The 23482-nt window shown below is 41.4% G+C and carries 23 protein-coding genes and 2 pseudogenes; 9 read left to right on the top strand and 16 right to left on the bottom strand.

The annotated features are described in order from the left end of the window. Nucleotides 1-18 precede the first annotated feature (18 nt). The 11 genes and pseudogenes from F893_RS01320 to F893_RS01370 all read right to left on the bottom strand — a co-directional run bounded on the left by F893_RS01320 (nucleotide 19) and on the right by F893_RS01370 (nucleotide 11589). Nucleotides 19-894, bottom strand: a complete 876-nt coding sequence (locus F893_RS01320) for a LysR family transcriptional regulator (RefSeq protein ID WP_004756399.1) — start codon at nucleotides 892-894, stop codon at nucleotides 19-21. Nucleotides 895-1023: 129 nt separating this feature from the next. Further along, nucleotides 1024-1228: pseudogene (locus F893_RS17275) on the bottom strand (transposase domain-containing protein); the annotation flags it as partial. A 167-nt stretch (nucleotides 1229-1395) separates the two neighbouring features. Beyond that, a protein-coding gene (locus F893_RS01325) for an IS3 family transposase (protein ID WP_111804964.1) occupies nucleotides 1396-2471 on the bottom strand; the annotation gives its coding sequence in 2 pieces (ribosomal slippage) (nucleotides 1396-2219 and nucleotides 2219-2471; 1077 coding nt in all). A gap of 40 nt (nucleotides 2472-2511) precedes the next feature. Then, a complete protein-coding gene (locus tag F893_RS01335; RefSeq protein ID WP_005249671.1) occupies nucleotides 2512-4407 on the bottom strand; it encodes a hypothetical protein in 1896 nt (631 codons plus the stop codon). A 44-nt stretch (nucleotides 4408-4451) separates the two neighbouring features. Then, nucleotides 4452-5846, bottom strand: coding sequence for a CD-NTase-associated endodeoxyribonuclease Cap4 (locus F893_RS01340; RefSeq protein ID WP_004756395.1), 1395 nt, complete (start codon nucleotides 5844-5846; stop codon nucleotides 4452-4454). Between the two features lie 2 nt (nucleotides 5847-5848). Further along, nucleotides 5849-6310 (bottom strand): Mov34/MPN/PAD-1 family protein, encoded by a 462-nt coding sequence (locus F893_RS01345; RefSeq protein WP_004756394.1) that lies wholly within the window; start codon nucleotides 6308-6310, stop codon nucleotides 5849-5851. 5 nt (nucleotides 6311-6315) lie between these two features. After that, the gene (locus tag F893_RS01350) at nucleotides 6316-8028 is read right to left on the bottom strand and encodes a ThiF family adenylyltransferase (RefSeq protein WP_004756392.1); all 1713 of its coding nucleotides are present in this window, start codon (nucleotides 8026-8028) and stop codon (nucleotides 6316-6318) included. Continuing rightward, the gene (locus F893_RS01355) at nucleotides 8028-9041 is read right to left on the bottom strand and encodes an SMODS domain-containing nucleotidyltransferase (RefSeq protein WP_000211631.1); all 1014 of its coding nucleotides are present in this window, start codon (nucleotides 9039-9041) and stop codon (nucleotides 8028-8030) included. The genes F893_RS01350 and F893_RS01355 overlap by 1 nt, the downstream gene beginning before the upstream one ends. A 114-nt stretch (nucleotides 9042-9155) precedes the next feature. Then, a complete protein-coding gene (locus F893_RS01360; protein WP_001141890.1) occupies nucleotides 9156-9335 on the bottom strand; it encodes a hypothetical protein in 180 nt (59 codons plus the stop codon). Between the two features lie 205 nt (nucleotides 9336-9540). Then, the gene (locus tag F893_RS01365) at nucleotides 9541-10623 is read right to left on the bottom strand and encodes a helix-turn-helix domain-containing protein (RefSeq protein ID WP_000148670.1); all 1083 of its coding nucleotides are present in this window, start codon (nucleotides 10621-10623) and stop codon (nucleotides 9541-9543) included. A gap of 261 nt (nucleotides 10624-10884) precedes the next feature. Continuing rightward, nucleotides 10885-11589 (bottom strand): metallophosphoesterase, encoded by a 705-nt coding sequence (locus F893_RS01370; RefSeq protein ID WP_001209420.1) that lies wholly within the window; start codon nucleotides 11587-11589, stop codon nucleotides 10885-10887. A gap of 141 nt (nucleotides 11590-11730) precedes the next feature. On the opposite strand from F893_RS01370, the gene F893_RS01375 reads away from it, so the two are divergent. Continuing rightward, entirely contained in the window at nucleotides 11731-12009 is a 279-nt protein-coding gene (locus F893_RS01375; RefSeq protein ID WP_000993734.1) for a hypothetical protein, read from the top strand. Between the two features lie 100 nt (nucleotides 12010-12109). Here the strand turns inward: F893_RS01375 and F893_RS01380 are convergent. Both F893_RS01380 and F893_RS01385 read right to left on the bottom strand, forming a co-directional pair. Further along, nucleotides 12110-12955, bottom strand: a pseudogene (locus F893_RS01380) (YifB family Mg chelatase-like AAA ATPase); the annotation flags it as partial. Nucleotides 12956-13021: 66 nt separating this feature from the next. After that, complete coding sequence (locus F893_RS01385; RefSeq protein WP_004281041.1) at nucleotides 13022-13249, bottom strand: accessory factor UbiK family protein; 228 nt, start codon at nucleotides 13247-13249, stop codon at nucleotides 13022-13024. Between the two features lie 277 nt (nucleotides 13250-13526). Between F893_RS01385 and glnK the strand changes: the two genes are divergently transcribed. From glnK to F893_RS01420, 7 genes are all read left to right on the top strand, one after another. Then, nucleotides 13527-13865: a P-II family nitrogen regulator gene (glnK, locus tag F893_RS01390; protein WP_004281042.1), complete on the top strand. Its 339-nt coding sequence runs from the start codon at nucleotides 13527-13529 to the stop codon at nucleotides 13863-13865. Nucleotides 13866-13924: 59 nt separating this feature from the next. Further along, nucleotides 13925-15337, top strand: coding sequence for an ammonium transporter (locus tag F893_RS01395; protein WP_005249679.1), 1413 nt, complete (start codon nucleotides 13925-13927; stop codon nucleotides 15335-15337). A gap of 140 nt (nucleotides 15338-15477) precedes the next feature. Then, a complete protein-coding gene (gene nrdR / locus F893_RS01400) occupies nucleotides 15478-15942 on the top strand; it encodes a transcriptional regulator NrdR (RefSeq protein ID WP_004281044.1) in 465 nt (154 codons plus the stop codon). Nucleotides 15943-15944: 2 nt separating this feature from the next. After that, nucleotides 15945-17033 carry a bifunctional diaminohydroxyphosphoribosylaminopyrimidine deaminase/5-amino-6-(5-phosphoribosylamino)uracil reductase RibD gene (gene ribD / locus F893_RS01405; RefSeq protein WP_005249680.1) on the top strand — a complete coding sequence of 363 codons (1089 nt, stop codon included), beginning with the start codon at nucleotides 15945-15947 and terminating at the stop codon, nucleotides 17031-17033. Beyond that, a complete protein-coding gene (locus F893_RS01410; RefSeq protein WP_004281046.1) occupies nucleotides 17030-18322 on the top strand; it encodes a DNA adenine methylase in 1293 nt (430 codons plus the stop codon). The genes ribD and F893_RS01410 overlap by 4 nt, the downstream gene beginning before the upstream one ends. A gap of 22 nt (nucleotides 18323-18344) precedes the next feature. Continuing rightward, nucleotides 18345-19004, top strand: a complete 660-nt coding sequence (locus F893_RS01415; protein ID WP_005249681.1) for a riboflavin synthase — start codon at nucleotides 18345-18347, stop codon at nucleotides 19002-19004. Nucleotides 19005-19113: 109 nt separating this feature from the next. After that, on the top strand, nucleotides 19114-19659 hold the full coding sequence (locus F893_RS01420; protein WP_004281049.1) for a VTT domain-containing protein: 546 nt from the start codon (nucleotides 19114-19116) through the stop codon (nucleotides 19657-19659). Nucleotides 19660-19720: 61 nt separating this feature from the next. Here the strand turns inward: F893_RS01420 and F893_RS01425 are convergent, their stop codons facing one another. Genes F893_RS01425 through F893_RS01435 form a run of 3 tightly spaced genes read right to left on the bottom strand, consistent with a single transcriptional unit; the run spans nucleotide 19721 to nucleotide 22225 of the window. After that, nucleotides 19721-20350: a cell division protein BlhA gene (locus tag F893_RS01425; RefSeq protein ID WP_004281050.1), complete on the bottom strand. Its 630-nt coding sequence runs from the start codon at nucleotides 20348-20350 to the stop codon at nucleotides 19721-19723. 26 nt (nucleotides 20351-20376) lie between these two features. Continuing rightward, nucleotides 20377-20784: a DNA polymerase III subunit chi gene (locus tag F893_RS01430; protein WP_004281051.1), complete on the bottom strand. Its 408-nt coding sequence runs from the start codon at nucleotides 20782-20784 to the stop codon at nucleotides 20377-20379. Continuing rightward, complete coding sequence (locus tag F893_RS01435) at nucleotides 20777-22225, bottom strand: leucyl aminopeptidase (RefSeq protein ID WP_005249682.1); 1449 nt, start codon at nucleotides 22223-22225, stop codon at nucleotides 20777-20779. The genes F893_RS01430 and F893_RS01435 overlap by 8 nt, the downstream gene beginning before the upstream one ends. 156 nt (nucleotides 22226-22381) lie before the next feature. Here F893_RS01435 and lptF point away from each other — a divergent pair, with 156 nt between their 5' ends. Continuing rightward, nucleotides 22382-23482, top strand: coding sequence for an LPS export ABC transporter permease LptF (lptF, locus tag F893_RS01440; protein ID WP_005249683.1), 1101 nt, complete (start codon nucleotides 22382-22384; stop codon nucleotides 23480-23482).

Below are 23482 nucleotides of genomic sequence, written 5' to 3' on the forward strand. Positions count from 1 at the left end.
ATGATCTTCCTTATTAACCTAACATCTAGCTGAAACATTGTGAATAAGAATGTCATGAAGTAAATAAAGCTCTTTAAAATTATATAAGTAACGATTTTGACATGAGAACCATATTTGTACTGAGCTATCAGTATCATGGATCTCTTGTAAAGTAATAAGATCATTATTCATTCTCTCAATATAACTATGGGGTAACACTGCATACCCTAAACCATTGAGAACTGCCTGATATATATTGTCAATATTGTCGAAATCAATTGTTGTGAAATTAATATTTTGATTTAATAAAATTTTCTCACCAATTTGGCGGTAATAGCAACCCTTTGGATAAGCGATAAGATTAATTTCTTTAGAATATTGGGTAAGTGGTGGAAATAATTTATTGTTATAACAAAGTACAGCCGTTTCTTTCCATAAAGGAATATTATAGATACAAGGATGAATTAATTCTTCATTAATTAATCCACAATCAATATTTCCAGCGATCAATTCTGATTTTAAATGGTTTAAAGACATAGTTTTTATTGATAATGGTTGTTTCGTTTTATTGTTTAGATGCTGGATACAATCAATAAGATTACGTTGGTTAACAGTTTGTAGAATGCCGATATCAAGTGGACATGACTGTAATGTATTATTGTCAGAACTAAGATCATCCGATGCTGCATCTACAAGATCTAAGATCTGATCGCTATATTTTTTAAGTTTAACACCTTCAGCGGTTAGACAAATACCTTTAGGAGATCGAACCAATAATCTTACACCTAATAGACTTTCTAATTTATTGATATGTGAAGTAATATTGGGCTGAACACAATGAAGTTTCTGAGCTGCCCCTGAAAAACTTCCTGTTTCAATAACAGCATTAAAAACCTTTAACCCCTTGATATCCATATTTATTCCAAAAATTGATTTGTTATTTATAAATCAGAATAAATGAATAATAAACTAAATAATGTTAATCATCTAGAGAGATTCAGTTTTTATTCGATAAATGTAAGCATTTGATTAAACCCACTTGACTCAAACAGGCTTCCACATATGTGGTAGTAGCTCTTCGATGTCTTTCATTTTATGTGTTGGTAGTCTTTTTAACACATCACTGAACTAGGCATACGGATCCAGACCATTCAGTTTGGCTGACTGAATTAAAGTCATGATGTTCGTCTGCCCGTTGACCTCTAAGTAATGATCCTGCAAATAACCAGTTTTTTCTGCCTAAAGCCCAAGAAAAATAAAAATCTTTACATTATAGGTGACCTATGTCTAAAAGATTACTTGCAATGGAAAGATATAAATCTGCTATTAAGTTACCAAAGAATTTAGAGATTAAAGGTTATTAATCTCAATAGATAAGGTAATCCTCCCATAAATAACCGAAGTTAAAAGTAGAGGTTAAGCAGCCATCAGAGGTGGTTTGCCTCCATTGGCTTTGTGCGGTCGCTCATGGTTATAATGCCACAACCATTGTGTTGCATAATCTTGCACTTGCTCCAATGTATCGAACAAGTGCTTGCTCACCCAACTATAACGCATTGTACGATTGTAGCGCTCGATATACGCATTTTGTTGTGGCTTGCCAGGTTGAATATATTCGATCCGTATACCATGTTGTTTTGCCCAATTGATAAATTCATGACTGATAAATTCTGGGCCATTGTCGCATCGAATCACTGATGGTTTCTCTCGATATTCCAGTAACTGATTGAGTGTTCGAATCACTCGGATTGTAGGTAATGAGAAACCTGCTTCAATCGCTAAGCCTTCACGACGGTAATCATCAATTACATTCAATAGGCGAAACTTGCGACCATCGATCAGCTGATCATGCATAAAGTCTAATGACCAAACCTGATTTGCTCGAACCGGTTCCTTAAGTGGTTCAGGTACATGCCGTTTCAGTCTTCTCCTTGGCTTAATACGTAGATTCAGTGCCAGCTCACAGTAAATACGGTAAACACGCTTATGATTCCAACCGTAATTTTCAACATGGCGTAGATAAGAGAAACACAGACCAAAACCCCAATCCGTATTTTCCTCAGTGAGTCCAATCAGCTGCTCTGCAATTAATACATTGTCATCGTTCAATTTGGACTGATAACGGTAGCAAGTTTCACTGATACTAAATGCCTTGCAAGCCAAGCGAATGCTGACGGCATGATCGACAACAGCTTGTTGCGCCATCTGACGACGACAAGATGGCTTTACCACTTTTTTGACATGGCTTCCTGAATGATTTCGGCTTTGAGCCGCTCTTCAGCATACATCTTTTTTAGCTTGGCATTTTCTGCTTCAAGTTCTTTCAACCGAGCAATTAATGAGGCATCCATACCGCCATATTTAGCACGCCATTTATAGAAAGTCGCATTACTCATGCCATGTTCACGACAAAGAGTGGTAACAGGCGTGCCAGACTCCGCCTGTTTCAAAATAGACATGATCTGACTGTCAGTAAATTTAGATGTTTTCATGCAGAATCTCCTGCTTCTATCTTAAGAGAAAATTCTACTTTTACATCCTTTTATTTTTCGGGGGGATTACCGTGGGCTTTTCTTCTGTTTTTTCCTTTAACTGAATATTGGTAATTCCAATTTTTCTTAGAGCATTCAATAAAGTTGATTCACCATCTGAAAAGCCAGCAGATTTTGAGCGCCTAAAAACAAATAATTGGGTAACAAGATTGGAGCCCTGAAGAGTTTTCGAATAAGAGCCCTCTGACAAAGGTAAGCTCTTCATGAGATCAGAAATATACTGTTCAAATTGTTCTAGGGTCTTTGACCTAAATACTAGCCCAGAATGCCCACGTTCCTTGTGGATGCTTTTTCCCTCTACATTTGAAATATAAATCGCTGGTTGTATATCGAAAATATAAACTGGAGGGCAATTTTTAAGAGATAGTCGAATGACTAATGCTCCGCGAGTTGCTGTTTTATTTGAATTTGCATAACACCAATTTTTATAAGCTTGCTTTTCTCCATCTGAAATATCTTCATTTTCTAAAGTTTCTGAATTGACGGAAAAGGCCATTAGAGTGGGTTTATCGTTGTAATTAAAGTCTTCTTCAAAAGTATAATAGTGTACTGCATTGACAATACTGGGATTTAACAAGCGTGCTTTTACGCAAGCATTCCAAAGGTCCATAATTCTTCCTTGTTCTGGAGCTTCAAATTCTGTGGCATTATCTTTATTAGTGGTCGGATTAATTGTGGCATTAAGAACATCCTTGGAGCTATCAGGTTCCCCTGTACCAACTGTATTGGTTTCTTTTATATTTTTCTTCCTTTGTGACCGAGTAATGGTTCTTTCATGTTTTGTTTTACTTTTTTTCGCGATGGGTCCTGAACCTAACCATTCAAATTCATGATCTAAAATAACCGTTTGTGACAATGGTCTGCGCCCTCCTTGATCTTCAGATACATTAATCTGACCAGAGCCTAGTTGTAGCTCAGGAGGCTTAGGTGCGTTGTGGTCTATAGGTTTCTTAACTTGGTGAACTTCCTTTGTGACACTTCTGATGAGGGTTTGATCTGGTAAATCTATTCCAAGAATTCTTAGACCTAAAAAAGCATTGGTACCAGAAATATTGAAACCTGAAACTCGAATCTTTCTCGTTTCCTCGTGCCATGGCATTACTTTAGGGTATATATGATTTTTTTTATCAAAATCATCATGTTTTGCAATACTGCTAAATAATATCCTTACAGCATTTTGGGTATATTCACTGTATTGATAATAGGCAATAAATACATGGTCATTTAATGTAAGGCCATCACCTATAAGAACAGTCCATGTGCCTTCCTCTCCTGGATGAGGAGTGTAGAGCCGTTCATGCCGTTCGGCCTCATCGTATGTTGTCAGAATTCTAGGAAGTTCAGTAGATAGACCATACCCTCTAACCAGAAACTCAAAACAAGGTACGAGAAGTTCCTTATATTCCTGATCCGTTAAGGAGAAAGAAATACAATTCTCACGTTTGCTTGGCTTAATATAAAATTCATTTATGTTTGAGAGGAAATGATCTATTTCCCCAGTCTTTTCGTCTCGCTTATATGTTTGAACATAGGTATGTTTAAAATCCGTATGGTCAATATCAAACTCCCGTATTTCTAAGGGAAGATAATCAACCAATCGTTCATGATGCCAAACTGTGCCAATAGGCCAAGACACCAAATCTGTTATATTGGCATCAATAAAAATAAAATTATCTGTGGGTGTGTAATCTTCCAGAAGTTCCCTAAAAGCCACATGAACTTTAGGTTGGGTATTTCTACGTTCAGCTTTTGCTAACGCCCCATACCACCACACCATTAAGAACTTTTCAGCATTGGATTCAAGAACTTTGAATGCGGGTGATTTTTTTTTATCTAAAGAGTTATCAGTATTTTCTTCATTAGAATGATTGTTCATGATCAACCTCTCTATTGGTAATATTATCGACTAGTCAATTCTTCTTATAAGTTCAGTTCGGCTGTAGGGATATATTGCCCATCTACCCAATCGTAAAGCTGGATATCGCAAATACCATTCAAGCGATGTCCCAAGACCATTGCAAAAACTGAGGGTGCTTTAATAAAGAGGTGTAATTTAGATAACTTATTTTCAGATTTGAATGAAACTAAAGCGGATTTTGCCTCTCTCACAGCAAGATTTAGAGTTTCCATATTATCAATCACATAAGAGCTTTCTAAATTCAGTCTAGGTAAGCTCTTTACTTCATCCATTGTAGAGTCAATGTCTTTACCTATAGTTGTAGGAAATCCGATAGTAACTATGGCTTCAGTTTCACCCTGTAGCTCAACAGGGTCGATTTTATTAAAAAATTGTCCCTCTTTCTGTTTATGGTCATCAGTGCGATAAGCGAGGCCATTATGTTCTATTTCAAGTAGGAAGTTACGTGTGGCACTAAAAACATAGCCAAGCATACATGCGTTGGACATTCTTTGTTTGCCATCTATAAGGAGGGTTCTACGGTCACCACTGCTATGAATAAAATCCCCAATCGATACTGCTTTTTTGATTAGGTTGTTCCAGTCGCTGGAGTTTTTTTGAGCACGATCAGGACCATTGAAATCACTAATATCTAAGTTTAAGTCTTGATACTGACTGGATGATGCTGAAAGATTAATTTTTATAGGATCGGATAGCCACTGACTTCTACTTATATCTTCTTCAAGAGCATGGCAAATAAAACTTTCAAAGTCTTTACGATATATTGGACCAAAAGATGAACGAGAAATTAGATTTTTGAACTGATCTTTTAGTTGTTTGACCTGACTCCTGAGCAGTTCAATATTTATTGTGTCTTGAATTTCACTTAGAAATATAGACTCACTATTCTCAGAATTAAAAGTTATGAAACCAACATAATCAAGAGCAAATTCAGCTAAAGAGAAATCAATTTTTTTACCAACACACCAATCAAGGTATTCCGAGCGCCCATTCACTGAAACTGAAGAGTCGTCATCATAAGAAGATCCAACCCCTCTTAATCGGTCTATTTTTGAAATTAATGGTGAGATAGCGGTGTTATAACTTGGGCATACTAAATTAAACCAAATAAAGTTTTTTGGGTGGGTATCAAAAAGACTTTTAAAACGCCTTATTTCATCCCAAAATTCCGTAGCCGTTAAGGAGTGATTTTTTGCTTCATACATTACATGTAATGACTTTTCCGAAGAAAAATAACAAACTTCTATATCACTTAATGCTTCACTCACTATATGGCTAAATGCACTTTGTGAAAGCCATAGCGGTAAGCTCCTTAATACAAATGCATCCTGATATTCAAATCCTACTCGTGCAATCGCACCACCAGTTGATTGTTTTTCTAACAGACTCGCACTCATTATTATCTCTCTAAATCTAGGGTGGATCGGTAACAGGAACCATCTGATAGGTAGGTGTGAGCACTGCCCTCAAGATGATTGTTTTTTAAATGAAAAATCAGTAAGACTACAAAATTTGCCCCAACTTTTGGATCGGACACCAATTCCCTCATGGTGTGATGGTCTTTACTGCTGGGTTGTACACTAAAGAGAGGATGGCTATGCCATTCACCTAAATAGTTAAATTTTTGATAATTATTGTTTGTTGATTTATGAAAAAGGCGAATTGCTTTAATAGCATCCGTAATTCCACGTACAAAGGATGCTATCGTTCCACTCTTTTGAACAGTTAATGAGCTAACTCTAAAATGGTTTGTACCTATATGCTCACCCATTAAAACACCGCCACATTCGTGGGTTCCAGACTTCAACAGGGCTTTTATCAGTAAAATTTGTATATCAGTAGGAATGGATATTTTCAGCATCAGTATTAACCTTTCATCGGTTCAGGCTCTTCAATAGAATTGCCATTTTCACTTTCAGATATCTGTTTATCCGTAGGAGATTCTGTTACTAACGCACCTGAACAATCGATAGGATGAGTATCAAAAGGACATTGAAATATCCAATATTTACGGAACCCTATTAAATATGCTGAATATGGATAAGAGGATTGCTCATCAATTGTACATAAAGTATCTAATGTGAACTGCGTCATAGACGCTGCAAGAGCCGTTACATCTGCATCTGATGCAATATATGTTTGGTTTTGTGTTTGAAAGCAGTAATTATTAACTTTGCCTTCTGGGATTGGTTCCAACGTTTGTAAGACACCATAAATATGATTGCGAAGCTCTAAAGGTGAGGCATCTAACGTTGGGCGACTACGGGCCATCATTGCTCCACCACCGCCACCAAAGATTTCACCCCATACCATTGGTATATGTTTTCTTTTAGCAATTGCAGCTAAGGTTAGAAATGTATGTGAGCTTGCTGTCGCATCAATAATCAGATTACATGTGGCAATGGCATTAGCGATATTGGAATTTAAATGAGGATTTTCCTGTCCACCAATTTGCATTTCATACGTTTCAACTTCTATGTCTAATACTGTTCGTTTTAATGCTCTTTCAACAGCATGGGTTTTAGCAAAGCCAACATCTAACCAGCTGAGTTCATTACGGACAAGATTGTGTGGGGCCAGAATATCATCATCAATAAGTAGAAAGTTTTTACAGCCCGACCGTGCCAGTGAAATTGCAATTTTACTTCCTAACGATCCAAGACCTACAATTGCTATCCTTGTATTATTGAGATGGCTAAATTGTGCTGGCAATCTTTGATTCTGATCATCATGTAGATTAATAGCAGGATAACTTACGAAAAGTGGTGCTGTATTATTAATCAAGAATAGTTCCAAGTTACCCTTTAAGTCATATAACAATATAGGCTGTATGGAATTTGTGAATTCCTCTTGAGCAGGCCATAAATTGCCTAAAAAGGATTCTAATGAAACTCGGTCATTTACGGATTCCTTTAATTGAGGAACAGAATCAATTCGTATCGCCCATCCAGACAATTCAAATCTTTCATTAGAAAATGATGGTACGATGTCAGGTAGAGGTTTGTTCTGAATATTTGTTGGAACAATAACGGTTTTGTCTCGAAAGCTTGAGATGGCAATCTTAAAGTCCATTTTCTCAGAATCACTACCCAAGAGTATGTGACGTAACATAGGTGTTTCAATGAACCTTTCTGAAACACCTCTTAATTTTTGACCTATTGTTTCAGAATGCCTAGATGGTACAGGTTCTACATTCATCTCCAATACAGTCATTGCATCTGTTAATAAAAGAAGCTGGGCACTTCTAACTAGATCCACTCCACTGATATTGGTATTCCAATTATCTGGGCCATATTCTAGACACAGCACTCCTGAACCACCATACTGGTGCAAGATACTCCATCTTTCACCAGATTTTTGTGGGCGTATATATGCTGGTAGCTCTGGGAAAAGCTCTGGATATACTAAAACACCATTAAAATCTATAGTTCCTATCTTTAGAGAGAAGTTCAAATGCAGTTCATTTGTGTCTGTTGAGTTCCACTCCTGAATCTTAAAACTATTTTTCTCTTTCTCAAGATCAGTCAATAACTGCCGTTCTTGAGCTAGGCGTTCTAATGGTGTTTTTAGCAGTTCCATTACGCAAAGCCTCCTGGTTTATTTGGATAAACAGGGGTTGATGGAAAGGTTAATCCCGCACCTAGAGCAGAACGGATTAAAGAGCTGGCCATATCAGCAGAGTTTGCACTTTTGTGTGATGCCGAACGTGGAAAACGATTACCCAGAACCTGCCGCCATAGGGCTAATGCTTTATCATCATCTGTTTCATTTAAGGCGTTTCGTGCAATAACAGCTTGTTCTTCTACCTTTTCATAAAAAGTTTTGAACTCATCTGCTGTAACCGCAGAAAAAACATTATTGCCTGCAACACCAGGATCTTCTAAATGTGGAATTATGCCTAGTGACGCATAAATCCCATAAGAATCCCTGATCGTTTCTAAAAGATAAACAAACAACTTTTCATAGTTGGATTCGTAGTAATTCATATGCTTGGCAACCAGGCATTCTAAAATGAATCCTTTTGGTCTTTTTAAATCAGACAAGTTCTCACGACGCCACCATTTAAATAGCTTCACAAGAGGCTTAAATCGACCATTTGCATTTTTATTCACCTCAACAGTCCACTCGGTATGGGCTGGAGGGTTGGTAACTAGCCATTCTTCAAGATGAATGTCTGGAATCAGATAGCCGCCATATCCATCTGAAATGATAGGGACAACATCCATATCAACTTTTTTCAACTTAACATTTACTGAACGACGGTTAACGGTAAGATCGGTATATCCAATATCCTTTAATGCAGTATGTACTGCATCAAGGACAATTTGAGGATCATCATTAATTGTGTGATTTGTAAGGGCAATAATATCTACATCTGGCCTTTGTGTGATTCCGCCTATGGTAGTCGGACGTACTGCCGTATTTCTTTTATAAGAACCTGATAAGAATGTATGCACATGTACTTTGCTGAATTCATTATGCACTTTTAAAGCATCACGAAGCGTATTATGTGCGCTTGAACAATCATTAACCGTTGTTGTAGATGGTTCAATATCGGAAAGTAGGTCAAGAAACTGCTGTTGAGTTGTCATAATTCTCTCTGAGCCCATGTACTAAAATGGGGCATAAAATTAAGTGCGATCAGAAAAATTAAGTAACGTACTGCTGTGAACTTTGTTGCATAGCAGTAGGTTATTTAACCTTGTTTACGATATTGAGTTTGAGTTATCAGGATCATCCGATTTTTTATTACGGATAGCATCCTTTTCTTCTTTCAATGGCCGAGTTCTGGGAAATTTAAAATATCCAGTTGGATGGACAATAATTTTTCCAGATTTATGGCGATAAGATTTACAAAACACGAAGTCTTGATTTTCGGTAGGCATTGTTAGCCCTCCTATTTTGGCGGCTCGTTTTTCAGGGCGCATACCAAAATAAGCGGGTAAATCTTGAGATTTACGGGCCTAAATGTTAGAATGGGGTTCTGACAGCCAGATCTAACATGAGGTATGCGTAGGGCTTAGAGCCATATGCCTTTCCTGTGTGAAAATCTATCAAGCCGACTCTACCCAATAGAGTCGGCTTTTTAATTTATGAAACCATCTCAATAGTCTCCATTGAATCTAGGTCAAAATAATATAGTTTTTTAAAGTCATCTTCATATAAGTCAAATAATTGAGATAACTCACTAATGACAGATGTTGATGTTTTTTTTGCATCTATTGCGTAGTCAAAGAGCATTGAAGCTACTCTATATGTCGGTTCTCGATCCAATTCATTTGGTTCAACTTTACGATAACCACGCATAGCCATCTGCCGCCATAAATTGGCACTTTGACTTGAAGTTATAGTTCCTAACTCTGACGCCCTATAGATTAAGGCTGCCATTGAGGTTTTCCATTCCTTTTTAAGTCTTAGATAGTGAGCTAAATTAGTTGAACCTAATTGATCAATAATTTTTTCTTCTGGCATTAAGAATTCGGCAGCAAAGTCATTTGCTTCTTTTTCCATGAACTCAGATGGCTCTTCATGGAGGACCAAATGCCCAAGTTCATGTGCTAGTGTGAAGCGTATTCTGTCATTTGGCTGGTTTGCATTTAGAAATACACATGGAGACACACCATGCATTTTTAAGGATACGCCATCAACATTGTTATCTTTAAAGTCGCATAAAAAGACTAAAACCCCTGCATCTTCCACAGTGGCAGTTAGGTTTTCAAGAGGTTCATTCCCTAATGCCCACAATGACCTAAGTTTTTTAGCAGCTTCTTGAGGAGTGTTTATATCTAGGCCAATTTTAAAAGTTGGTAAGGAATTTTTTCTTTTTGGCACATTTGTGAATAATTCTAATGTTTGTACATGGCCCATTTTTAACATCATTTCAGCATTCATGCGGCTCAATGCTTTAGCTGTGGTAGAGCTTTTTTTTCTGTATGCATGCAAACTAATTGGCAGTGCATTTAGCTTTTCAATATGTTCGAAAAATCGTATAGGGAAATGTAGGGCATTGGATAGATTATGGATAACTTCATCGGAGGGTTTTAAGTCCCCACTTTCAATTTTAGATAATGAAGCCTGGGTAATAGACTGTCCCATTTCAGCAATTAGTTCAGTTTGACTAAGACCACGAAAGTTTCGTGCAATACTAAGCATGTCAGGATTGAAATGAGTCATATTCACCTCCAAGATGATTGACTTACAGATCAAGTTAATCGAATAATAACTGAACAGAAAAGAGTATGCAAATTTTTCTTCAAATTATTCCTAAAATGTTTCGTTTTAATGGGTTTAAGCTTGTTTTTATGCATATATAGTGTTTTTTGTTTTTATGGATACTATATATAGTGTTTTGGTTTTTACATTTTAACATGTAAATTTCCTGAAAGAAGTATGTTTACGTCAAGATACTAAAATATGAAACCTAACATAGATCTCTTATAGTTCAAGAATGGTTAAAGGTCCCCCAAAAACAGCACCAGTATCGATAAAAAAACAATTCTGATGCTTAACAGGTTCCTTGACTACAGTATGGCCGAAATAAATTTCATCAACTCCCGTTACAGTCTTATAGATAGGATTGTATGTACTAAAACGGACACGTCCTCTATGCCATAATGCAATTTGCATGGCAGATTGTTCACCTTCAATGAAGTAGTTATTTTTAAGAACCTCTTGTTTGAAATTATCCCAGTCATTGATATGTATATCTGCATGCACAAAACCATAAACTTTATTATTATGATGAATTTCAAGAATGATCGGTAAATTGAGACACTGTTCAACAACAATTTGTTGTTGAACAGTAGGTAGCTTATATAACCAGTCTCCACCATGATAAGCATGCATTTCTTTCATTTCATTATCAAAAGTTGCTTCAATACACATCTGTTCATGATTGCCACGGATTGCTTTAAACCAGGGCTCATTAATAAGACTTAGGCATTCAAGATTTTCTTGGCCGCGATCAACCAAATCTCCAACGGAGACCAATAAATCCTGCTGAAAGTTAAATTCTAGTTCTTCTAACTTATTCATAAGTAATGTATAGCAACCATGTAGGTCACCAACTACAAAAAGCCGACCTCGAATAGGTTTTGTATAGAACTCTACTAAGTTAGAACCTAAATCTACTTCTCTCATAATTATCCAATTGTTTAATATCAAAGTCTTCATCAAACAGGGGGAGTTTGAATAGATTGATTCTCCTTTTAATTGGACATTTGATCTTTATGTGGGGTTTTATTCTAAAATAAACGAATGTAAGTAATGGAACACAGCTAAATGAATGCACAATTAGAAGTGATGTCAGATCAGGAATTAAATAAATATGAACAAGAGCTCCTTGCTAAATGGACACCGAGAGTGGCGCTTGAAGCTCAAATTGATAGACTTAATTCTCAACGATCTGAATTGTTAGAAATTTATCACAAATTAAAGAATCCAAGGCATCCACAAAATACAAGATTGATCCATTCAATAAAGTCATTAAAACATAAGTTAGAGGACTTTGAAGATGAATTAGATGATCTTATTCAGGATGGTCAATTCAAGCAACATTAAAAATATTTATAACTACCTTATTTAGTTAGGATCTATTTTCTTCTTACTTATCAGATTATTTGTCGCATAGTTGTTTGTAATGTCGCATAGTTCTTTGGAAATGACAGCCGCCACCGACCAATGCCACCGCAGAAGCAGTATGGTGTGGTGCTCGAAACGGCCGTTGTCCAAAAGGGTGATTGGCATTCGCCACCGAATAAATACTGGCCACTTCCAGATTTTCCTGCGTCTTTAAGGGCGGCAAAATACTGGCCAATCGAGAAGCCAGCAAGGTCTTGCCTGTTCCGGGTGGGCCTCGAAACAGCAGGGAATGACCACCTGCCGCAGCAATTTCCAAGCCACGCCGTGGTCGTAATTGTCCTTTTACATCCGCCAGATCAAACTTATAAAAATGGTCTGTATTGAGTGGACTGGCTTCTATTTGCGGTAAGCGCTGCGCTTGGGAAAGATGTTCACACACTTCTTTTAAATGATTGGCTGCAAAGACTTTAAAGTCTGGGAGCTGACAGGCTTCCTGTGCATTGGGGCCAGGCAAAATCAGTTGATGCTGGTCACTTTGACAGGCAATGGCAATACTTAAGGTGCCGCTGACAGGACGTAATTGACCATCGAGGGCCAACTCGCCAATAAACTCCAGATGCTCAGTACAATCTTCAGGCAGCTGGCCTGAAGCCACTAAAATGCCTAATGCAATCGGTAAATCCAGACGTGATCCATCTTTCGGTAGATCTGCTGGCGCCAGATTAATGGTCAGACGTTTGGTCGGAAATTGAAAGCCGCTATTCAAAATGGCAGAGCGTACCCGGTCTTTACTTTCACGTACCGCTGCTTCGGGAAGCCCCACTATAGTGAGTGAAGGCATACCCGAACTGACATGAACTTCGACTTCAATTAAAGGCGCATGCAGGCCCAGCAAGCCTCGCGTATAAATTTTAGCAAAAGACATTATTATTGTTCCAATATGGTGCGTTATTTTTATCGTTCTGGTGTCTTTTGTGCACTGTAGTTGTGCTTATTTTTTGTTCGAAATTTTCTCTTCTAATGCTTCCACCTGTTTGAGCAAATCATTCAGGCGATGATTGGCATTATTTAGGGCAGTACGCTGACGTTCTATTTCTTCTTTAGACACCAAATCCATTTTCGCCACAGCTTCATTTAACAGGGCACGGATATTATGTTCCAAATCTTTCTTGGGTTGTTCGACTTGCTGCAAAATTGCTTGTAATAAAGTTTCAATCATCGTCTGATCCATCGCCGTAGAAAGGAGCGCACAGTTTAGCATTGCTAAAATGCAGACTATAGTATTTCAGACAAAATATAGACTTATTCGATTAAAGATATTGTAAAAATCCACATAAAAAATGTCTATTTTTTGAAGATTCAAAGCCTTTATCCGTATAAAATAAGGTATAAATAAACCACATGCTAGGCTTTCTAATTTCCCCCGACCTTAGGAATCTTGGCATGAAATTTGAACGTAAAACCTTACTGGTGAAATAAGCCGAAGGAAAACAAACATGAAGCTCGTAACTGCAATTGTAAAACCTTTTAAATTAGATGATGTTCGCGAAGCATTGTCTGAAATTGGTGTTCAAGGCATCACTGTAACTGAAGTGAAAGGCTTTGGTCGTCAAAAAGGCCACACTGAACTCTATCGTGGTGCTGAATACGTTGTAGATTTCTTGCCGAAAGTCAAAATTGAAATCGCGATTAGCGATGAAATGGTAGACGCGGTGATTGAATCTATTACTCGTGTGGCGAGCACTGGAAAAATCGGTGACGGAAAAATTTTCGTGACTAACTTGGAACAAGTCATCCGTATTCGTACAGGTGAAACAGGTGCAGACGCTGTCTAACTTGGCACGAAGTTTGCTGAGTACCTAATAACTCACAAAAACTTGGTTGGGGGATACGAATGAAAAAAATGCTACTCGCGTTCGGCATGGCCGGCGCTCTTTTTGGTGGTTCTGTTGCATGGGCTGAAGAAGCTGCAACAGCAACAACACCGACAGAAGAAATTGTGCTTGTTGAAGAAGCAGACGATACAACAAATACAACAACAGACACTACAGCAGCAATTGCTGAAGCAGCGCCAGTTGAAGCTGCAGCACCTGCAGAAGAAGAACCAACGCTAGATACCGGCGATACCGCCTGGGTTTTAACCTCTACCGCTCTAGTTTTACTCATGACCATTCCTGGCTTGGCGCTATTTTATGGCGGTATGGTCCGCAAGAAAAACGTTCTAGCGACGATGGCACATAGCTTTATTGCTGCAGCGGTGGTCAGTATTGCCTGGGTGATTATTGGTTATACCCTAGCTTTCGGTGAAGGCAATGCCTTTATAGGCGGCCTGGACAAGTTCATGCTGGCCGGTATTACCACAGAGGCGCTTTCAGGCACGATTCCTGAAATCCTGTTTGTGATTTTCCAAATGACTTTTGCCATCATTACGGTTGCCATCATCAGCGGTTCGATTGCAGAACGTATGAAATTTGGTGCTTTCGTTGCTTTTATCGCACTTTGGGTGGTGATTGTTTATGCACCAATTACCCACTGGGTATGGGGTGGTGGCTGGTTAGGTAACGACGGCGCGCTTGATTTTGCCGGTGGTACGGTTGTACATATCAACTCGGGTGTTGCCGGTCTGGTAGCGGCATATATGCTGGGCAAACGTATGGGTTTGGGTCGTGAATCTATGGCACCGCATAACCTGACGCTTACAGTAGTTGGTGCATCTTTGCTCTGGGTAGGCTGGTTCGGTTTCAACGGTGGTTCTGCATTAGGTGCCAACGGTTCTGCAGGCTATGCCTTGATCGTGACTCAAGTCGCAGCAGCGGCAGCAGCCATCTCCTGGTTAATCACTGAAAAACTGGCACGTGGTAAAGCTTCTGTACTGGGCGGCGTATCGGGTGCAGTTGCTGGTCTGGTGGTCATTACTCCAGCTGCAGGTTTTGTGACTGTAGGCGGCGCATTGGCGATGGGTCTGATCGGTGGTGTGGTGTGCTTCTGGGGGATTACTGCACTGAAACGCGCATTGAAAGCCGATGATTCTTTAGATGCTTTTGGCCTGCATGGTGTAGGTGGTATTGTTGGCGCGATTTTGACGGCCTTCTTTGCCAGCGAATTCATCATGGGTGACAATGCTCCTGCCAATGTCATGCATCAGCTTTGGGTGCAAGTGGAAGGTGTACTGGCAACCATTGCTTACTCTGCGATCATGACCTTCATTATCCTGAAAGTCATTGACTTGATCATTGGAATCCGTGTGGCATCTGATGATGAGCGTATGGGTCTGGATTTAAGCCAACATGGCGAACGTGTCGAATAATAATAAATCCACCATAATCAATATATAGTGTAAAACAGCCCGAATGGGCTGTTTTTTTTCTATATGTTGCGTAAAACTCTACAAAGTTTGTAATTTTTGCTACACTCGGAATCCATCTGGATTTGTTCAATTAAACCGCTATGCATTGCCCATTTTGCAATACTGCAGACAGTAAAGTGATTGATTCACGCCTGGCAGCTGAAGGATGTCAGATTCGTCGTCGCCGTGAATGTGTCAGTTGTAATGAACGCTTCACTACCTTTGAAAGCTATGAAGTGGTGATGCCGCGCGTCATCAAGTCGGATGGTAAAAATGAACCTTTCGATGAAGCCAAATTACGCCGTTCCCTGATGCATGCCTTACAAAAACGCCCGGTGACCCAAGAGCAGATTGAAACGGTGCTGAGCGATATTCAGCTACAGATTCGTCGTTTAGGTGAGCGTGACGTGAAATCACGTACCATCGGTGAAATCGTGATGCAGTCTTTATTTGCTCTGGATCATGTTGCTTATGTGCGTTTCGCTTCGGTCTATCAGGATTTTCAGGATGTTGAAGCTTTTCGTCATCAGATTGAACAGATGCAACAACGAGAATTACAAGAATAAGCATGGTTGAACTGAATCAAGATCAAGTCTGGATGCGCCGGGCCATTGAATTGGCTCGTCAAGGGCAATATTCCACCAAACCGAATCCGAATGTCGGCTGCGTCATTGTTAAAGATGGCATCGTGATTGGTGAAGGCTTTCATCCCCAAGCCGGCCAGCCACATGCTGAAGTCTTTGCGCTGCGTCAGGCCGGTGAACAGGCCCGTGGTGCAACCGCTTATGTGACTTTAGAACCTTGTGCGCATTATGGCCGTACGCCGCCTTGTGCCAAGGGTCTGGTTGAAGCAGGTGTGGCTAAAGTTGTCGTGGCCTGTCCAGATCCCAATCCGCTGGTGGCTGGCAAGGGTGTACAGATCCTGAAAGATGCCGAAATCAAAGTCGAGATTGGCATCTGTGAAGATGAAGCGCATCAGCTGAATCAAGGCTTCCTGAAAGCCATGGCGACTGGCATGCCTTATATGCGTTTAAAAATTGCCTCAAGTCTGGATGGCCGTACCGCGATGGCATCGGGTGAATCAAAATGGATTACCGGTTTAGCAGCACGTCAGGATGTACAGCACTGGCGTGCGATTTCAGGCGCAGTGATTACCGGGATTGATACGGTTCTTGCGGATGACTGTGAACTGAATGTGCGTCAACTGGATGGCCTTGAAGATATCAAGACTGTGGTGCAACCGAAACGGATTATTCTGGACCGTCAGGGGCGTTTACCACTCAACGCAAAAATTTTAGTGCAACCTGAAACAGTGATGGTCATGGGGCCATTTCGTCAGGAGCTTGCAGATCTGGGTGTGCTACACTTGCCGGTACAGCCTTTAGCAGAATTATTAAAGCAACTGGTTCAACAGCATCAGATTTATGATGTCTTGGTGGAAGCAGGGGCGACCTTATCTACGGCATTTTTACAACAAAAATTGGTTGATGAACTGATCAGTTACGTTGCACCGACCCTATTGGGTCAGTCTGCGCGTACCATGTTTAATGCAGAATTTAGCCATATGGCCGAACAACTCCGATTTAAGCTGCGCGATGTAACTCGCTTAGGTGATGACGTGCGCTTCAGGCTAATTCCTTTTCAAGAGACACTATGAGTTCAGAGTCTACGGTTTATCATAAACGTCGCCATGCGGCACGTACCACCGATGAATATCTTTTCCATCAACTGGTTCCTTATCTGGGCAATAAGCGCCGTTTACTGCATTTAATTCTGGAAGCTCTGGAGAGTACAGGAACCCTGAAACGTAGCGATGGCCGTGCTCCAATCTTTGCTGACTTTTTTGCAGGTTCAGGCGTGGTCTCGCGTTTGGCCCGTCAGAATGGTTATCGCGTCATTGCCAATGACTGGGAACCGTATAGCCATGCGCTGAATCATGCGGTACTGGCCTGTACTGAAGCACCGGCATTTAAAGAACTCGGTGGCTATCAGAAAGCGATTGATTATCTGAACCGTCTGCCGGAAGTTAAAGGCTGGGTGACGCATAACCTGTGTCCGCGTAATGATGAAATTTATGATCCAGCCCGTGATCGTTTGTTCTTTAAACGTCGTAACGGCATGCGTATTGATGCCATCCGTCAGCAGATTGCAGCCTGGCAGGCACAAGGTGCAATTGATGATGTGGAAATGTCTGCCTTGCTGGCACCCTTGCTGTATTCCGCCAGTTTTGTCAGCAATACTTCTGGTGTTTTCAAAAGCTTTCACCATGGTTGGGGCGGGAAAACCCAAACTGCGCTGGAACGGATTGAATCTTTACTATGGTTAACGCCAAGTCGTTTTTGTGAATCGGATCAGAAAAAAGGAATGGCCGCAGAAATGTGGTGTGTCGATGCCCAGCATTTGGCCAACCAGATGAGTGGTTTTGAAGTGGATGTGGCTTATCTGGATCCACCGTATAATCAGCATGCCTATAGCAGTAATTATCATGTGCTGAATGCGCTGACCTTATGGGATCAGGCCGATTTGCCGACTCCAGATACCAAGGGCTTTAAGAGCGGGATTGACCGGGCATGGCGCAAAGAGCGTCCGAGCCAGTACAATTCCTCTAAATATGCCAAAGAAGCTTACGAGAGCCTGTTGGCGACCATTAATGCACGTTTCATCCTGACCAGTTATTCAACTGACGGGAATATCAGCGCAACTGATTTGTTACAGGCCAATCTGAAACGTGGCCGGGTGACCTTGCTGACCCAAGATGTGCCGCGTTATCGTGTTAGCAAACAGCGCCAGTCTGAACGTGCACGCGTGCTGGAATTTATTGTGATTACCGATACCCACGCCAAGTCAGGTCCACCGATCCGTCAATTACTCAGCCAGCTGCATCATTATGCAGAATTGGGCGGTGTGGATACGACCGGCGTCAGTACCCAGTTGGCCCTCTGGTAAAAGAATTGAAAAGGAAATAAAAATGTTTACAGGTATTATCGAAAGCCTCGGCAAAGTCGAAAGTCTGCAAAGCGTTGGCGGTGATGTACGTTTGCGTATCCAGACTGATCTGGACATGTCCGATGTACATCTGGGTGATTCTATTGCGAGCAATGGTATCTGCCTGACCGTGATCGACTGGGGCGAGAACTGGTATGCGGCTGATGTTTCCCGTGAAAGCTTGAACCGGACCACGCTCGGCACCTGGAAAGCCGGTCAGCCTGTCAATGTTGAAAAAGCCATGTTGCCGACTACGCGTTTTGGCGGTCATATTGTGTCAGGTCATGTGGATGCAGTCGGTGAAATCACGCTGGTTCGTGAAGATGCACGTTCGATTTATTATGAAGTCACTGCACCTGCTGAAATTGCCAAATACCTGGCAGAAAAAGGCTCGGTTACAGTTGATGGTATTAGCCTGACGATTAATCATTTGCGTGGTAGCGTGATTAGTCTGAACCTGATACCACATACTGCTGAACGTACCAATATCGGTACCTGGAAAGTCGGTAGCAAGGTCAATCTGGAAGTGGATGTATTGGCACGTTATATCGAGCGTTTATTGCTCGGTGATAAAGCCGCCCAAACCACTGAACAATCAAAAATCAGTATGGATTTCCTGGCTGAAAATGGTTTCTTAAAATAAGAGAAATGTTGATTTACTGAACAGTCTGATTGAAAAATTAGACTGTTTTTTTATTTTTCGGGATAATCAGCAGTTCAACTTGCAAATATTGCCTTGGTGGACGGGTCGAATGCTCGATTTTTTACTTAACTTGGAACAGTCATTGCCGCTATTGCTCGATCAATATGGGGTATGGATTTATGCAATCCTGTTTCTGGTGATTTTTGCAGAAACCGGTTCAGTGTTTTTCTTTTTCCTGCCCGGCGACAGTCTATTGCTGGCTGTGGGAGCTTTATGTGCCAGCAGCGATCTGGTGACCCTGCATTCGATGGGGCTGTTGTTATTCACTGCTTCGGTGCTGGGCTATAGCGTGAATTATTACACCGGAAAAGTTCTTGGCTTAAAATATTTCAATCAACATTCACGCTATTTTAAGCCGGAATATATGGTGAAAACCAACCACTATTTTATGAAACATGGCGGTAAAACTATTTTAATCGCACGTTTTATTCCCTTTGTCCGCTCATTTGGCCCTTTTGCTGCCGGTTCAGCGCATATGAGCTTTGCCACATTCAGCTTTTATAATATTGCGGGTGGCATCCTCTGGATTGGCACTTTATTAAGCATTGGCTATCTGCTCGGAAATGCTGCCTTTATGCTGGCAGATTTTTTGTAAGATGCGACATAGAAAATAAAAAAGCCCGAATTTTCGGGCTTTTTTAATGTGAAAGGATCATTTAAATATTGCGTGGCTGATCAGAAAATTCAGAATTTTTCAGCATATACTCGATTTCTTCTTTGGCTGCCGCACGCATTTTTTCACGAAGTGCATTCACGGTCTGTTCAATCACGGTTTCTGCCTCAAGTTCCAGACGTAAACGCACACTTTCTAATTCGGATAAAATGGACTGGTCCTCAATCTGGATGCGACCTTTGGCAAAATCAAAAGTCGTCTCAGGATTTTTTGCATAACGTGCGACATAGTGCTGCACTTCAGCCTCTAGATGCGTATTTATTTCAGCAAGCACCTGACTCTGTTCGCTAAATTTACGCTGTTCCTCATGACGTAGCTGTTCTTGATAGGCCTGTTCTTCAGCACGTTTCTCGGCCAAGGCTTTTTCAAGCGCGAGCTGTTTGCGAATACGGGCTTCTTCAATTAATTCGGCCTTGCGCTGTGCATAGGCAGCTTCAATCTTGCGTTCAGATTCTTGCTGTAAGCGCTGGTCGCGACTCTGCCATTCTTCCAAAGACGTTTCTGGTTTTAAAATATCGCAGATCCGAGAGAGGTCATCGATAAAGGTCTGACGTACAGCTTCCGGCACATTTAACCAGCGCTGTTTAAAATCGGGACCTACATTTAATGCCACGTGCCTCTCCTTGTGGGTGATATCGGTTAAAGCTTATGGGTGTCCGGTTCAATACCTAAACGACGATATTGCTTGAATTTTTCACGACCCAGCTGTTTAGCCGTTTCATGGTTTTCAATGATCTCAATAATGTGACTAAATTTTGTGTAAGGTTCAAGTGCTTCCGGATTAAAATTGAAAATAATCCAGTCGGACTGTTCCGGCAGTGTTGCCGAAATACAGACCGTCGCCTGAGGCTGGTCAATACCATGCGGAATAAAACTCGCGGGATCAAAACTCCACAGGCGTTCATCCAGCTGCTGTTGCAAATCTGTATCGGCACACAATAACCAGATTCGCGCCGGCTGGCGCAGAATCTTACGGCATAAACGACAAGTGCTGTCCACTTGTCGTTCAGGGCTTTTTTCAAATAAATAAAAGCTGACTTTAGCCATTGCTTTGAACGCGACTCGTCAGGAATTGCATCAATAATGGAACTGGACGGCCGGTTGCACCTTTATTGGTACCTGAGTTCCATGCCGTACCTGCAACATCCAGATGTGCCCAGCGATATTCACGGGTAAAACGTTGCAGGAAGCAGGCTGCAGTCACAGAACCAGCTTTTGGACCACCGATATTGCCAATGTCGGCAAATGGTGAATCCAGTTGTTCCTGATAGTCTTCCAGTACCGGCATACGCCATACCCGGTCAAAGGAATGCTGGCCGGCAGCTTCCAGTTCTGCTGCCAGTTTATCATCTGGCGTGAACAGACCCGTCAGCACTGAACCCAAAGCGACCACACAGGCACCGGTTAAGGTTGCGATATCAATCACTAAAGCAGGGTTAAAACGTTTTACATAAGTCAGGGTATCACACAGCACCAGACGGCCTTCGGCATCGGTATTCAGGATTTCAACCGTCTGACCGCTCATGGTCGTTACGATATCACCAGGACGGGTGGCTTTACCTGAAGGCATGTTTTCTGCTGCAGCGATGGTTCCCACCACATGTAGAGGTAAGCGGGCTTCGCACAATGCACGCATTGTACCGAGTACAGAGGCTGCACCGCACATGTCGTATTTCATCTCGTCCATGCCTGCGCCTGGTTTAAGGGAAATACCGCCGGTATCAAACGTAATGCCTTTACCCACCAAGACTACCGGTGCTTCGCTACGCTCTGACTGATATTCCATGCTGATAATCCGACCAGGACGCTCTGAACCTTTACTTACCGCAAGGAAGGCGCCCATGCCTAAATCTGCCATTTGCTGTTCATCCAGCACTGTGACTTTAAGTAGGTCTGGATATTCAGCCGCCAAAGCCACCGCCTGTTCTGCAAGATATTCAGGGAAACAGATATTGCCCGGACGGTTGCCCAGGTCACGTGCCAGATTTTGTCCGCTTTGCACTGCTTGTACCAGTTGCAACTGTTCGGTAGTTAAGACGCTATGAGTGGCAATCAGGTCGATCTGCTCGAGCACAAATTCATTCTTCTTGGATTTATATTCATCATAACCATAGCTGGCCTGAGTCAGGAAGAGCGCAAACAGATAATGGAATTCTTGTGGAAGTTGTGTCAGATCTATAGAAATCTGTTTGAATTTTTTTTGAGTGACTTGAATAATAGTTTGCGCGATTTTTGCAAGTTTTGCCGGTTGCAGTTCAGCGACCTTGCCTAAACCAATCAGCGCTGCATGGCTGGACTGGCTCACCTGACCAATCAGGCTCAGGCTTTCTGCCAACGCTGCCTTGAATTGAGAGGCTTCAATTAATGTGTCTAAATTATTGATTTGATAGGTTGCGGTTGTATTCTGAAGTTGTTCCGAGTCAACTAAAATCAACAAAGATTGACTTGATCCATTCTCTGGGAATGACGTATTAATTGTAAGTTTCATATTCTGTTTTCACGCCTGTCTAGATGGGTAAATCATTCAGTCATTGAAACATTTATCCGAATAGATTTTCAATGGGCAGGGCGGCCTAGGTTTTATATTTTTGCTATTCGGGTAAACTAGCACTCGTTTTATGGACCTTATTTTGGAAGAATTAATTTGATTATTCGGCGTTATCTGGTCAAGCAAGTTGTCTCGACATCCTTAGTGGTGATTGCCTTATTGACCTTGATCATGATGGGCGGTCGACTGATCAAGTATTTTGGTGTCGCGGCGCAAGGCCGTCTGGATGCAGGCATTTTATTTAGCATTATTGGCTACCGTTTGCCTGAATTCTTGACCCTGATTCTTCCACTTGGTTTCTTTATTGGACTGATGTTGGTGTTTGGCCGTTTATATGTCGATCATGAAATGGCGGTGATGAATGGCAGTGGCGTCAGTCGGCATCAATTGGCGCGTCTACTGGTGCCGATGACCCTGGTGTTTTTGATTGCTCAGGCCGGATTGATGCTTTGGGCTGCGCCGTGGGGCATTCGCCAGTTTGAAGCCCTGACCACCAGTCAGGCGGTACGTACCGGCTTTGACCTGGTGCGACCGAAAGAATTTATCTCCTCTGGGCCCTATACCATTTATGCCGGTGACCTGTCAGAAGACCGTAAAAATTTAAAAGATATTTTCTTTTATCAGCGTGCGGAAAAAGAAGGCAAACCGGATGTGATGATTCTGGCGCAGGAAGCCACCCGAATTGAAGTACCGAATGATGCTGCCAATGTGGTCGATCTGGTTAATGGACGCCGTTATGAGATCTATCCGGGTACACCGCAATATACTCAAGCTGAATTTGAAAGCTATCGTCTGCGCTTAGAAAGCGATGAAGAAGCGCAATTTGCCAGTACTGAAGTTGAGGCCTTACCGACCTCGCAATTGTGGCAGAACCGTCAGGATCCTGTGGTGGCCAGTGAGTTGGGCTGGCGGGTGTTTGTTCCTTTTGCGATTCTGATTGCCCTGATTCTGGCTGTGGCCTTGTCTGAAGTGAGTCCACGACAGGGTCGATATCTCAAGTTATTTCCTGCCCTCATGATTTTTGCCAGTCTGATTGTGGTCCTGATGGCAGTGAAGACGCGGATCAGTAAAGAAGAAATGGGCATTTGGGCCTATCCATTGATTCTGATTGCCTATGCAATTGCGGGTGCCTTGTTCTCGCGTAAACAGAAATTAGGCCCGAAAATCAAGAAACAGATTCAGCGAGTGAGGTCTTAA

Origin of the sequence: Acinetobacter sp. CIP 102136 (assembly GCF_000369685.1) — a bacterium.
GTDB lineage: Bacteria > Pseudomonadota > Gammaproteobacteria > Pseudomonadales > Moraxellaceae > Acinetobacter > Acinetobacter fasciculus.